Here is a 13,441-nt window from a genome sequence, read left to right as displayed (position 1 = left end):
CATAGAACTACTGTGGGAGCGGCGGTGTAGCGAAGATTGCGGCATAAAAAAGGCGCGAACCTCACGGAACGCGCCTTTTTCGTTGCAGCGATGTATCAGCTGCCCAGTGCCTTCGACGCCAGCCAGAACAGGCCGGCCGACAGGGCCACTGTGGCTGGCAGGGTCAGGATCCAGGCCAGCAGGATGGTTTTGACGGTGCCACCCTGGAGGCCGCTTTTATTGGCGACCATGGTGCCGGCCACGCCCGAGGACAGGACGTGGGTGGTGGAAACCGGCAGGCTGAAGATGTTGGCCAGGCCGATCATGCCCGCGGTGGTGATCTGTGCAGACATGCCTTGAGCGTAGGTCATGCCTTGCTTGCCGATCTTCTCGCCGATGGTCAGAACCACACGCTTCCAGCCAACCATGGTACCCAGGCCGAGTGCCAGAGCGACCGCCAGAATCACCCAGAACGGGGCATATTCGGTGGTGGTGGTCAGGTCTTTGCGTAACTTGTCCAGGTCAGCCTTTTCACGGGCAGCGAGACCAGGAAGCTTGCTGACTTTCTTCGCCGTGTCGTCCAGGCAGAGCAAGTAGCGACGCACTTCGATGCGGCTTTCCGCCGGCAGCGAGTGGTAGTCCGCTACACCTTTAAGGGTGCCGAGCAGGGCGGTGATGGTCGGTTCGGTCTGTTGCGGATTGCAACGGAATTTCTCCGGCAGGTCGCCTTCCACGCTTTTGCCCAAGGCCAGGAATTCACCCAGCGTATCGGCATTGCGCTTGTAGAACTGGCTCAGGTGCAGGGTCGCGTCGCGAGTCCGTTCGATCTGGTAGGTTGTGCTGCCCAGGTCGAGTACGAACTGCGCCGGCACGATACCGATCAGCACCAGCATGATCAGGCCGATACCTTTCTGGCCATCGTTGGAGCCGTGCACGAAGCTCACGGCCATGGCCGAGATCACCAGTACCAGACGGTTCCAGAACGGCGGGTGCTTCTTGTCATCGAGCTTGCGGCGCTGGTCCGGTGTCTTGTGCATCTTCGACAGCGGACGCCACCATTTCAGTCCGATGAGGACCAAGGCGGCAACGAGGAAACCGGCCATTGGCGAGAACACCAGGGACGCACCGATATCGATCGCTTTCTGCCAGTTCACGCCATCAGCCAACGGAATGTCGTTGATCAAGGCGTTGGCAAGGCCGACACCGAGGATCGACCCGATCAGCGTATGGGAGCTGGAAGCCGGGATACCGAAGTACCAGGTGCCCAAGTTCCAGGTGATAGCGGCGGCGAGCAGCGAGAACACCATGGCCAGCCCGTGACCGGTGTTCACATTGATCAGCAGCTCTACCGGCAGCAGGTGGACGATGGCATACGCCACGCCGACACCGCCCAGCAGCACGCCAAGGAAGTTGAACACACCGGAAAAAAACACCGCCAGATGGGGCGGCATGGCTTTGGTGTAGATAACAGTGGCCACCGCGTTAGCGGTGTCATGAAAGCCGTTGATGAACTCGAAGGCGAGGACAAAGGCCAGGGCGAGCAAGAGGCTCACAAGCACCCAAGCATCTAGTCCGCTGAATAAATCGATCATGAAGGTTTTCTGACCCGGTCGTAAGGGGGCGCGATTATGCCAGAAAAGACTGCTAATCAATGCACTTGCTGCTCATCGGTAACATTCTTCAACGAATTAATTTTCGGCAACGGCCCAAGCCCCAGGTTTTTACTGGGTTTTGCAAGTCATTGAATTTCTTTGAAAAGGCCGCAGACACAAGGCGTTCTCTCGTAGGAGCAAGAGGTTTTAACGCTTGTGTGAAATATCTGAAAAGAGGGCCAGAGATGCGCCATTTACCTCATCCGGTGGGTGAGGTGGCCGCTGCCCGCTGGTAGCGGGCGCGAAAGGCATCATCGATACATCCCGTTTTTTACGGGTGCAGACGCAGACCCTTGAAAGGATTCAGGCCGAGGGCTTATGGCTCTTCGGCTTTGAGTTCCTTTTCCATTTTCTGCAATTCTTGAGTGAAAGCCTGATCCTGAACGGTGGCGCGTTTACGCCAGGGTTTGCGTTCCGGTTCGGGCTGAGCGGCGTAGGTGGTGACTTCCCCGCCGTAAACTTCCTTGTAACGTTGTTCCTGGCGCTCAAGTTCCGCGCGCAGTTCGTCTTTCGTCACAGTGCTACCTGATTGAGTTGAGATAAATTCTGGTGAAACGACTGCATCAAATGTATTTGACCACGCTCGTCGAATGGAACAAGGCCCGCAAAGGCATCATTTTTTACGGCGTTGCGATCAATTACTTCCATGTTGCAGGCGGCCACGGCACCAGAGATAAACAGCTGACGTAGCATCAGTTTCCTGTTTCAGCGAACACCTTGGCGAAGCATATGAAATGAGTGTCAGGCGTTTGCTGCGGGTAACGGCGATGGAACATCGCGCTACCGGGCGGCGGAATCGGCAATTAAAAACCGGTCACCACTGAATTTCATTATAGCGGTCGATTCGAAGAACACTATCGCCAAAGAGTTAAAAGTGGGTCTTGATGTGTGATTGTTTTGTTACTCGCAACTTTATACGGCTAATAGGTGGTTCTGCGGCACGACGTTACAGTGATGCCTTTCTGACGCCATGAAGTCGAACAAGTTAGGACATTACATCGAACCTTCTAGTTTGCGTCAGAGCCAGTGTAAAAAACTGGTGCGGGCAAGCCCGTTCAATAAAATCGAATCGGCGGGTCCGATTGCGATAATCGGTCGATGGTTCGATAATCGCACAATCTTGGCTGGCCGGGGTTGTGTGAGGGACCGGCTGCCGCTTGTAATAGCCGCTGAACCGTGTGGGAAAAGGACCTTTTATGAACGATCAAATGCGCAATTCCTTCGCTTCAGTGGCGCCGCCGATCGTTGCCTCGCCCGCCAAGCGGATCCAGGCACTGACCGGCGACCCGGATTTCATGACGTCCTTGGCCCGAGGCCTGGCTGTGGTGCAGGCGTTCCAGGAACGCAAACGTCACCTCACCATCGCCCAGATCAGTCATCGCACGGAAATCCCCCGCGCCGCTGTGCGACGTTGCCTGCACACGCTGATCAAACTCGGCTACGCCACCACCGACGGCCGAACCTATTCGCTGTTGCCAAAAGTACTGACGCTTGGCCATGCCTATGTGTCCTCGACGCCGCTGGCTGTTTCCGCTCAGCCCTACCTGGACCGGATGAGCGAGCAACTTCATGAAGCTTGCAACATGGCCACTCTGGAAGGCGATGACATCTTGTACATCGCGCGTTCGGCCACCACCCAGCGACTGATTTCCGTCGACCTGTCGGTCGGTGGACGTCTGCCTGCCTATTGCACTTCGATGGGGCGGATTCTTCTCGCGGCGCTGGACGATACGTCACTGCGCGAGTACCTCGACCATGCCGAGCTGCAAGCCAAGACCAGCCGAACCCTGCACACCCCCGAGGCGTTGCTCGAATGCCTGCAAGAGGTGCGGCAGCAAGGCTGGTGCATCGTCGATCAGGAACTGGAGCAAGGTCTGCGCTCGATTGCCGTTCCGGTGTACGACGCTTCCGGCCAAGTGGTGGCGGCGCTAAACGTCAGTACCCACGCCGGCCGAGTCAGCCGCAACGAGCTGGAACAACGTTTCCTGCCTGGCCTTTTGAGCGCGAGTCGCGACCTCAGCGCGCAACTCTTCGCCTAAGCTGTTCGATAAACGCACAGAGTCGCGTTTATCGAATTGACGCTCTTTCCCTTGGATCATTAATGTCGCGGCAGCGTCATCCGGCGCTGCTGTTCTCGCTCCATTGCCGGGCGACGACCCCAATAATAATGAGAAGAGGCACCTCCCATGCGTACGTTTCCCGACTGTCGCTGTTCCCATCGGTTTCCCTGCCGGAACCGCATCGCCTGATTCCGATCCCCCTTTCTTGTGACAGCGTCAGCCTTGGCTGACACCCGTTCGACTGCGTTCTTTGCGTGGAATAAAAATAATGAACCAGCCCCAGTCTGCTGTAGGAAACTGCCTCGACGTGCAGTCATTCATCAATGCTCAACCCATTTCGCGCTACCAATGGCGAGTGGTGATCCTGTGTTTCCTGATTGTTTTCCTCGATGGCCTCGACACGGCGGCCATGGGTTTTATCGCGCCCGCCCTGTCTCAGGATTGGGGCATCGACCGCGCCAGTCTCGGCCCGGTGATGAGCGCGGCGCTGATCGGAATGGTCTTCGGTGCACTGGGTTCTGGCCCATTGGCTGACCGCTTCGGGCGAAAAATCGTACTGGTGGGCGCGGTGCTGTTGTTCGGCGCGTTCAGCCTGGCTTCGGCTTACAGCACCAACGTCGATCAGTTGCTGGTGCTGCGATTCCTCACCGGCCTGGGCCTTGGTGCCGGTATGCCGAACGCCACGACGCTGCTGTCCGAGTACACCCCGGAGCGCAAGAAGTCCCTGCTGGTGACCAGCATGTTCTGCGGCTTCAACCTCGGCATGGCGGGCGGCGGTTTCATTTCCGCCAAACTGATTCCGGCCTTTGGCTGGCACAGTCTGCTGATGATCGGCGGGATTTTGCCGCTGATCCTCGCCGTCGTATTGCTGTTCTGGCTGCCGGAATCCGCACGTTACCTCGTCGTCCGCAATCGCGGCACTGACAAAGTGCGCAAGACCCTGGCGCCCATCGATCCAACCGTCGTCGCCCAGGCTTCCAGCTTCAGCGTGCCGGAACAGAAAACCGTGAAGGCCCGCAATGTGTTCGCGGTGATCTTCTCCGGCACCTACAGCACCGGCACTTTGTTGCTGTGGCTAACCTATTTCATGGGGTTGGTGATCGTTTATCTGCTGACCAGTTGGCTGCCGACGCTGATGCGTGACAGTGGCGCGAGCATGGAGCAGGCGGCATTCATCGGCGCGTTGTTCCAGTTTGGCGGGGTGTTGAGCGCGGTGGGCGTGGGCTGGGCGATGGACCGGTTCAATCCGCACAAGGTTATCGGCATTTTCTATCTATTCGCCGGGGTGTTTGCCTACGCGGTAGGGCAGAGCCTGGGCAACATCACGCTATTGGCGACGTTGGTGCTCGTGGCCGGGATGTGCGTCAACGGCGCGCAATCGGCGATGCCTTCTTTGGCGGCGCGTTTTTATCCGACGCAGGGGCGGGCGACCGGGGTGTCGTGGATGCTCGGGATTGGCCGCTTTGGCGCGATTCTCGGCGCATGGATGGGTGCAACGCTACTGGGGCTGGGCTGGAACTTTGAACAAGTGCTGACAGCGCTGGTGATTCCAGCGGCATTGGCGACCACTGCGGTGGTGATCAAGGGCATGGTCAGCCATGCGGATGCGACCTGAGGGCAGTTTCCGGAATTGTTATTGAATTGACGGGCCTCTTCGCGAGCAAGCCCGCTCCCACAGTTGTTCGCATTCCCCTGTGGGAGCGGGCTTGCTCGCGAAGCATTTGAACTTATCGATAGGCAGGCAACAATGTGTTCGATAAACGAACACTCAGTCGATTATCGGATTGTTTGGCGTTTTTCAGGGGCTTACTCTTCAGTCATTCCGGCGCTGCGCATCGCGCCTTTTTCTTCCACTGTCGGTTCATAACAAAACGGGAGCCTGCCCCATGGCTGAAATCCTTTCGCTGCACGACGCGGTAAAGCAATTCGTCAACGACGGCGATACCGTCGCGCTCGAAGGCTTCACTCACCTGATCCCTACGGCGGCGGGTCACGAAATCATTCGTCAGGGCAAGAAAGACCTGACCCTGGTGCGGATGACGCCTGACCTGATCTACGACCAGTTGATCGGTGCCGGTTGTGCTCGCAAGCTGATTTTCTCCTGGGGCGGAAACCCGGGTGTCGGTTCGCTGCATCGCCTGCGTGACGCCGTAGAGAAACAGTGGCCGCACGCGCTGGAAATCGAAGAGCACAGCCACGCCGACCTGGCAAACGCCTACGTCGCTGGCGCCTCCGGCCTACCATTCGCGGTGCTGCGTGCCTACGCCGGCTCCGACCTGCCGAAGGTCAACCCGCTGATCAAAACCGTCACCTGCCCATTCACCGGTGAAGTATTGGCGGCCGTGCCTTCGGTGCGCCCGGACATCACCGTGATTCACGCGCAGAAGGCTGACCGCAAAGGCAACGTGTTGCTGTGGGGCATTCTCGGCGTGCAGAAAGAAGCGGCACTGGCTGCCAAACGCTGCATCGTTACCGTCGAAGAAATCGTCGACGACCTCAATGCACCGATGAACTCCTGCGTTCTGCCGACCTGGGCCTTGAGCGCGGTCTGCCACGTTCCCGGCGGCGCGCATCCGTCCTACGCGCATGGCTACAACGAGCGCGATAACCGTTTCTACCAGGCTTGGGACCCGATTGCCCGCGACCGTGACACCTTCACCGCGTGGATCAACGAGTACATCCACGGCTGCGCTGACTTCAGCGAGTTCCAGGCCAAACTGGCCGCTGCTTCGGAGGCCAAGTAATGACTTACACCACCAATGAAATGATGACCGTCGCCGCTGCCCGCCGTCTGAAAAACGGTTCGGTGTGTTTCGTCGGCATCGGCCTGCCGTCGAAAGCCGCCAACCTGGCGCGTCTGACTTCCTCGCCGGATGTAGTCCTTATCTACGAATCAGGTCCGATCGGTGCCAAGCCGAGCGTACTGCCGCTGTCGATCGGTGACGGTGAGCTGGCGGAAACCGCTGACACCGTCGTCCCGACCGGTGAGATTTTTCGCTATTGGTTGCAGGGCGGGCGCATCGACGTCGGTTTCCTCGGCGCCGCGCAAGTCGACCGCTTCGGCAACATCAACACCACCGTGGTCGGCGATTACCATCAGCCGAAAGTCCGCCTGCCGGGTGCCGGTGGCGCGCCGGAGATCGCTGGCTCGGCGAAAAGCGTGCTGATCATCCTCAAGCAGTCGGCGCGTTCCTTTGTCGACAAACTCGACTTTATTACCTCGGTCGGTCATGGCGAGGGCGGTGATTCGCGCAAGCGTCTCGGCCTGCCGGGCGCCGGTCCGGTCGGCATCATTACCGACCTGTGCATCATGGAACCGGAAGCCGGCACCCATGAATTCGTGGTCACCGCACTGCACCCGGGCGTGACCCGCGAGCAAGTGACCGCGGCCACCGGTTGGGCTGTTCGTTTTGCCGAGCACGTTGAAAACACCGCCGAGCCGACCGAAGTCGAACTGAAGGCGCTGCGTGATCTGGAAGCCCGCACTGCCGCGGCCCACGGTCAAGCACCGGGAGAAGCCTGATGCGCGACGTTTATATCTGCGACGCGATTCGCACCCCCATCGGCCGTTTCGGCGGTGGCCTGTCGGCGGTTCGCGCCGACGACCTGGCCGCCGTGCCGATCAAGGCATTGATGGAGCGCAACCCGTCGGTGGACTGGAACGCAGTGGACGAGGTGTTCCTCGGTTGCGCCAACCAGGCCGGCGAAGACAACCGCAACGTGGCACGCATGGCGTTGTTGCTGGCGGGCCTGCCGGAAACCATTCCGGGCGTGACCCTCAATCGCCTCTGCGCCTCGGGTATGGACGCGATCGGCACTGCCTTTCGCGCCATCGCCAGTGGCGAGATGGAGTTGGCAATTGCCGGCGGCGTCGAGTCGATGTCCCGCGCACCGTTCGTGATGGGCAAGGCCGATGCGGCGTTCTCGCGCAACATGAAGCTGGAAGACACCACCATCGGCTGGCGTTTCATCAACCCGTTGATGAAAGCCCAATACGGCGTGGATGCGATGCCGCAGACCGCCGACAACGTGGCTGACGATTACGAAATTTCCCGCGAGGATCAGGACGCTTTCGCACTGCGCAGTCAGCAGCGGACAGCCGCCGCGCAAGCCGCAGGATTTTTCGCCGAAGAAATCGTTGAAGTGCGGATTGCCCACAAGAAAGGGGAAAGTGTCGTCAGCCAGGATGAGCATCCTCGCGCCGACACCACCCTGGAAACCCTGGCCAAACTCAAACCGGTCAACGGTCCTGACAAAACCGTCACCGCCGGCAATGCTTCCGGGGTGAACGACGGTGCCGCGGCGTTGATTCTGGCCTCGGCCGACGCCGTGAAAAAGCACGGCCTGACCGCCCGCGCCAAAGTACTGGGCATGTCGAGCGCCGGTGTCGCACCCCGGGTGATGGGCATTGGCCCGGTGCCGGCGGTGCGCAAGCTGACCGAACGTCTCGGCCTGGCAGTCAGCGATTTCGACGTGATCGAACTCAACGAAGCGTTCGCCAGCCAAGGCTTGGCCGTGCTGCGTGAACTGGGGCTGGCGGACGATGCGGCCCAGGTCAATCCGAACGGTGGCGCCATTGCCTTGGGCCATCCGTTGGGCATGAGCGGCGCCCGCCTGGTACTGACCGCGCTGCATCAGCTGGAAAAGACCGGTGGCAAGAAAGGTCTGGCGACCATGTGCGTCGGCGTTGGCCAAGGTCTGGCTTTGGCAATCGAACGGGTCTGACACGCGGCGTAACTAATAAGAACTGAGGAAATGCTCCATGACTGACAAGCCTGGTTACCGCCGCCCGCAAGAGGGCACCCAGCCGGACTACCTGCACCCGGCCTATCAATCCACCAATCGTCGCTCGCCGTCCAAGCCGTTGGTGTTTTTGCCCCATTCGCTGTCGGAAATTACCGGTCCGACCATCGGTGCCGAGCGCATTCAAGCGCAGGACAACGACCTGACCGCCCAGCACAAGGGCGAGCCACTGGGCGAGCGCATCATCATTCACGGCCGCGTGTTGGATGAAGACGGTTTGCCGGTGCCAGGGATTCTGGTGGAGATCTGGCAGGCCAACGCCGCCGGTCGCTACAACCATGATCGCGACCTGCACGATGCACCGCTGGACCCGAATTTCACCGGTACCGGCCGCACCGTGACCGACGCCGATGGCTGGTATCAATTCCAGACCATCAAACCCGGCGCCTATCCATGGGGCAACCACCACAACGCATGGCGCCCGGCGCACATCCATTTCTCACTATTCGGGCCGAGCATTCTGACGCGCCTGGTCACTCAGATGTATTTTCCGGGGGATCCGCTGCTGGCGTATGACCCAATCTACAATTGCGTACCCGACACCAGCGCCAAAGAGCGTTTGATCGCCAGTTTCGACCTGGAAAAAACCATTCCTTCCTATGCCCTCGGTTATCGCTGGGACATCGTCTTGCGCGGCCGCGAAGCCACGCCGATGGAGAAATAAGATGACGCTGAACGCGACCACATCCCACACCGTCGGGCCGTATTACCACATCGGTTTAACCTGGCTGAACCGCGAAGACCTGACTGTCGAACAAACCCTCGGCGAGCGCGTGGCGATCACCGGGCAAGTGATTGATGGCAACGGCGACATCGTCAACGACGCGATGCTGGAAGTCTGGCAGGCCAACGCCGCCGGCAAGTATGACCACCCCGAAGACGATCAGGACAAACCCCTGGACCCGAACTTCGAAGGGTTTGGCCGGGTGCCGGTGGATGCCGAAGGGCGCTTTCGTTTCACCACGATCAAGCCGGGCACGGTGGAAGGTTTGAACGGTACGACTCAGGCGCCACACTTGGTTGTGCTGGTATTTGCTCGCGGGTTGGTGAAGCACTTGCTGACGCGGATTTACTTTGACGGCGAACCGGCCAACGTGGCGGATCCGCTGCTGGAATGTGTGCCGGCTGAACGTCGCGGCACCTTGCTGGCGAAGCAGGATGCGTGCGGTGTGTACCAGTGGAATGTGATCCTGCAAGGCACCGAGGCCGAGACGGTATTCTTCGATTACTGAGTGAACACACAACACCTGTGGGAGCGGGCTTGCTCGCGAAAGCGGTGGGTCAGGCAACATTGATATCGACTGACACGACGCCTTCGCGAGCAAGCCCGCTCCCACAGGGATCGACATCGCTAATGCATCTGTGGAACGGGGCTGTTGCAAAGTGTGTCTAGACTCTCACAGTCCCCATTGAGTAAAAAACAATGACAACTGATACCGCTACTACAGCGCACTACACCGGCGAAGAGCGCAGTAAAAGGATCTTCGCGATTGTCGGCGCCTCGTCCGGCAACCTCGTCGAATGGTTCGACTTCTACGTCTACGCCTTCTGTGCGATCTATTTCGCCCCTGCCTTTTTCCCGTCCGATAACCCGACTGTGCAGCTGGTGAATACGGCTGGTGTATTCGCCGCCGGGTTCCTGATGCGGCCCATCGGCGGCTGGATCTTCGGCCGGCTGGCGGACAAGCATGGGCGCAAGAATTCGATGTTGATCTCGATTCTGATGATGTGCTTCGGTTCGTTACTCATCGCTTGCCTGCCGACCTACAAGGACATCGGCGTCTGGGCGCCGATTATGCTGCTGTTCGCCCGCCTGATTCAGGGGTTGTCGGTGGGCGGTGAGTACGGCACCACCGCGACCTACATGAGTGAAGTGGCCCTCAAGGGCCAGCGCGGTTTCTTCGCCTCGTTCCAGTACGTGACGCTGATTGGCGGGCAGTTGCTGGCGGTGTCGCTGGTGGTAATCCTGCAGCAGTTCCTCACTGAGGATGATTTGCGCGCCTATGGCTGGCGGATCCCGTTTGTCGTCGGTGCGTTGGCGGCGTTGATTTCGCTGTTCCTGCGTCGTTCGCTCAAGGAAACCACCAGCAAGGAAATGCGCGCAAACAAGGACGCCGGCAGCATCCGTGCGCTGTTCCGCGAGCATAAAGCGGCGTTCATCACTGTGCTCGGTTACACCGCTGGTGGCTCGCTGATTTTTTACACCTTCACCACGTACATGCAGAAATATCTGGTGAACACCGCCGGCATGCAGGCCAAGACCGCCAGCTACATCATGACCGGCGCGCTGTTCCTTTATATGTGCATGCAGCCGCTGTTCGGCATGCTCGCGGACAAGATCGGCCGACGTAACTCGATGCTGTGGTTCGGCGCCCTCGGTACGCTGTTCACCGTGCCGATTCTGTTGAGTCTGAAAAGCGTCAGCAGTCCGTTCCTGGCGTTTGTGCTGATTACCGTGGCACTGGCGATCGTCAGTTTTTACACCTCCATCAGCGGCCTGGTAAAAGCCGAAATGTTCCCGCCGGAAGTACGCGCCTTGGGCGTCGGCCTGGCGTATGCGGTGGCGAATGCAATCTTCGGCGGTTCGGCGGAATACGTGGCCCTGAGCCTCAAAGCCGGGGGCATGGAAAACTCCTTCTACTGGTACGTGACGGTGATGATGGCGGTGGCGTTCCTGTTCAGCCTGCGCTTGCCGAAACAGGCGAAGTATTTGGAAAACGACCTTTGATCTTTACCCGTGGGCCTGACCGGCCCACGCCTCCAGGGACTGTTTATGAACGAGCGACCGGGCAATCAATTGTTCGATGCCTATTTCACTGCCCGCGACATGCGTGAGGTGTTCTGCGATCAGGGTCGGGTTCAAGCGATGCTTGATTTTGAAGCGGCGCTGGCTCGGGCCGAGGCGCGAGTCGGGCTGATTCCGCAAACGGCTGTCGCGCCGATCGAAGCGGCCTGTCACGCCGGGCATTACGACTTCGCGGCGCTCGGCGAGGCGATTGCCACGGCCGGCAATTCGGCCATTCCGTTGGTCAAGGCGTTGGGTAAACAGATCGCGGCCAACCATGTCGAAGCCGAGCGCTATGTGCATCTGGGCGCGACCAGCCAGGACGTGATGGACACCGGTCTGGTGTTGCAACTGCGTGGGGCACTGGAGCTGATCGAAAACGATCTGGCGCAACTGGGCGAAACGCTGGCGACCCAGGCGTTGCGCTACGTCGCCACACCGCTGGCCGGGCGCACCTGGTTGCAGCACGCGACACCCGTCACCCTCGGCATGAAAATCGCCGGTTGGCTGGGCGCTGTCACTCGCAGCCGGCAACGTCTGCAACAACTCAAACCGCGACTGCTGGTGCTGCAATTCGGCGGCGCCTCTGGAACCCTCGCGGCCCTCGGCGAGCAGGCGATGCCGATTGCCCACGCGCTGGCTGAAGAATTGAAACTGACACTGCCGGATCAACCTTGGCACACCCAGCGAGACCGCTTGGTGGAGTTCGGCTCGGTACTGGGATTGATCGCCGGCAGCCTCGGCAAACTGGGCCGTGACATCAGCCTGTTGATGCAGACCGAAGCCGCTGAAGCGTTCGAACCTTCCGCGCCGGGCAAGGGCGGCTCTTCAACCATGCCGCACAAACGCAACCCGGTGGGCGCGGCGGTACTGATCGGTGCTGCGACGCGCGTTCCGGGTTTGCTCTCGACGCTGTTCAGCGCCATGCCTCAAGAACACGAGCGCAGCCTGGGCCTGTGGCATGCCGAGTGGGAAACCCTGCCGGAGATTTGCTGCCTGGTGTCCGGCAGCTTGAAACAAGCGATGCTGGTGGCGGACGGACTGGAAGTGGACGCCGAACGCATGGCCCGCAACCTCGATCTGACCCAAGGCCTGGTGCTCGCCGAAGCGGTGAGCATCGTCCTCGCTCAACGAGTGGGGCGCGACACTGCGCACCATTTGCTGGAGCAATGCTGCAAGCGTGCAGTAGCTGAACAACGTCATCTGCGAGCGGTACTCGGCGACGAGCCGCAAGTGAGCGCCGAACTGTCGGATGCTGAACTCGATCATTTGCTGGACCCTGCCCATTACCTCGGTCAGGCCCATACCTGGGTCGAGCGAGCGGTGGCTGAACATTCTGCGTTGACTGCCTGAAGGAGATTGCTGTGGCTTTCGTACAACTCGCCGAGGGCGAACTACATTACCAACTTGATGGCCCGGCGGATGCGCCGGTGCTGGTGCTGTCCAACTCGCTGGGCACCGACCTGCACATGTGGGACGCGCAGATTGCGGCGTTCACCGAGCATTTTCGTGTGCTGCGTTTCGACACCCGGGGCCATGGCCAATCGCTGGTCACGCCCGGGCCGTACAACATCGAGCAACTGGGCCATGACGTGCTGGCGCTGCTGGATGCGTTGCACATCGAACGCGCGCATTTCTGCGGTCTGTCCATGGGCGGGCTGATTGGCCAGTGGCTGGGGATCAACGCGGGTGATCGCCTGAACAAACTGGTGGTGTGCAACACCGCGGCGAAAATCGGCGATCCGTCGGTGTGGAACCCGCGCATTGAAACCGTGCTGCGTGACGGTCCGGCCGCCATGGTCGCGCTGCGTGATGCGTCGATTGCGCGCTGGTTCACCGCGGATTTTGCTGAAGCCAATCCTGCTGCCGCGAAAAAAATTACGGACATGCTCGCGGCCACCTCGCCTGAAGGCTATGCCGCGAATTGTGCCGCCGTGCGCGATGCCGATTTTCGCGATCAGCTGTCCTCGATCAAGGTGCCGCTGCTGGTCATCGCCGGCACCGAAGACCCGGTTACCCCGCCGTCCGGCGGACACTTCATTCAGGAACACGTGCAGGGCGCCGAGTACGCCGAGTTCTACGCCGCGCACCTGTCCAACGTTCAGGCCGGTGCTGCGTTCAGCGAGCGCGTGTTGGCGTTTTTGTCAGCTCATTAAGGGGAT

13 protein-coding genes are annotated in these 13,441 nt (G+C 59.9%); 10 read left to right on the top strand and 3 right to left on the bottom strand.

The features are described 5' to 3' along the window. Positions 1 to 95: 95 nt before the first annotated feature. From DFS28_RS18225 to DFS28_RS30445, 3 genes are all read right to left on the bottom strand, one after another. The gene (locus DFS28_RS18225; RefSeq protein ID WP_111450929.1) at positions 96 to 1,571 is read right to left on the bottom strand and encodes an inorganic phosphate transporter; all 1,476 of its coding nucleotides are present in this window, start codon (positions 1,569 to 1,571) and stop codon (positions 96 to 98) included. Between the two features lie 376 nt (positions 1,572 to 1,947). After that, positions 1,948 to 2,148, bottom strand: a complete 201-nt coding sequence (locus DFS28_RS18220) for a hypothetical protein (RefSeq protein ID WP_007935837.1) — start codon at positions 2,146 to 2,148, stop codon at positions 1,948 to 1,950. After that, positions 2,145 to 2,324, bottom strand: a complete 180-nt coding sequence (locus DFS28_RS30445; RefSeq protein ID WP_132834329.1) for a hypothetical protein — start codon at positions 2,322 to 2,324, stop codon at positions 2,145 to 2,147. The genes DFS28_RS18220 and DFS28_RS30445 overlap by 4 nt, the downstream gene beginning before the upstream one ends. 503 nt (positions 2,325 to 2,827) lie before the next feature. Between DFS28_RS30445 and pcaR the strand changes: the two genes are divergently transcribed. The 10 genes from pcaR (at position 2,828) to pcaD (ending at position 13,435) form a co-directional block, all read left to right on the top strand. Continuing rightward, positions 2,828 to 3,670, top strand: coding sequence for a pca regulon transcriptional regulator PcaR (gene pcaR, locus DFS28_RS18215; protein WP_008147316.1), 843 nt, complete (start codon positions 2,828 to 2,830; stop codon positions 3,668 to 3,670). 289 nt (positions 3,671 to 3,959) lie between these two features. Continuing rightward, entirely contained in the window at positions 3,960 to 5,306 is a 1,347-nt protein-coding gene (locus DFS28_RS18210) for an MFS transporter (RefSeq protein WP_111450928.1), read from the top strand. 271 nt (positions 5,307 to 5,577) lie between these two features. Then, entirely contained in the window at positions 5,578 to 6,435 is an 858-nt protein-coding gene (locus DFS28_RS18205; RefSeq protein WP_059407998.1) for a CoA transferase subunit A, read from the top strand. Beyond that, on the top strand, positions 6,435 to 7,214 hold the full coding sequence (locus DFS28_RS18200) for a CoA-transferase subunit beta (RefSeq protein ID WP_095632377.1): 780 nt from the start codon (positions 6,435 to 6,437) through the stop codon (positions 7,212 to 7,214). The genes DFS28_RS18205 and DFS28_RS18200 overlap by 1 nt, the downstream gene beginning before the upstream one ends. Then, positions 7,211 to 8,416 (top strand): 3-oxoadipyl-CoA thiolase, encoded by a 1,206-nt coding sequence (gene pcaF / locus DFS28_RS18195; protein WP_178082216.1) that lies wholly within the window; start codon positions 7,211 to 7,213, stop codon positions 8,414 to 8,416. The genes DFS28_RS18200 and pcaF overlap by 4 nt, the downstream gene beginning before the upstream one ends. A 37-nt stretch (positions 8,417 to 8,453) precedes the next feature. Next, on the top strand, positions 8,454 to 9,158 hold the full coding sequence (pcaH, locus tag DFS28_RS18190) for a protocatechuate 3,4-dioxygenase subunit beta (RefSeq protein ID WP_111450926.1): 705 nt from the start codon (positions 8,454 to 8,456) through the stop codon (positions 9,156 to 9,158). A gap of 1 nt (position 9,159) precedes the next feature. Further along, a complete protein-coding gene (gene pcaG / locus DFS28_RS18185; RefSeq protein WP_111450925.1) occupies positions 9,160 to 9,726 on the top strand; it encodes a protocatechuate 3,4-dioxygenase subunit alpha in 567 nt (188 codons plus the stop codon). A gap of 191 nt (positions 9,727 to 9,917) precedes the next feature. Next, positions 9,918 to 11,222, top strand: coding sequence for an MFS family transporter (locus DFS28_RS18175; RefSeq protein WP_111450924.1), 1,305 nt, complete (start codon positions 9,918 to 9,920; stop codon positions 11,220 to 11,222). Between the two features lie 45 nt (positions 11,223 to 11,267). Next, a complete protein-coding gene (locus tag DFS28_RS18170; RefSeq protein ID WP_111450923.1) occupies positions 11,268 to 12,632 on the top strand; it encodes a 3-carboxy-cis,cis-muconate cycloisomerase in 1,365 nt (454 codons plus the stop codon). A gap of 11 nt (positions 12,633 to 12,643) precedes the next feature. Further along, positions 12,644 to 13,435, top strand: a complete 792-nt coding sequence (pcaD, locus tag DFS28_RS18165) for a 3-oxoadipate enol-lactonase (RefSeq protein ID WP_111450922.1) — start codon at positions 12,644 to 12,646, stop codon at positions 13,433 to 13,435. The last annotated feature ends 6 nt before the right edge of the window (positions 13,436 to 13,441 follow it).

It is taken from the genome of Pseudomonas sp. 478, assembly GCF_003254125.1.
Taxonomy (GTDB): Bacteria; Pseudomonadota; Gammaproteobacteria; order Pseudomonadales; family Pseudomonadaceae; genus Aquipseudomonas.
Note: the sequence above shows the minus strand (reverse complement) of the source record. Positions and strands in the feature narration are given on the sequence as shown.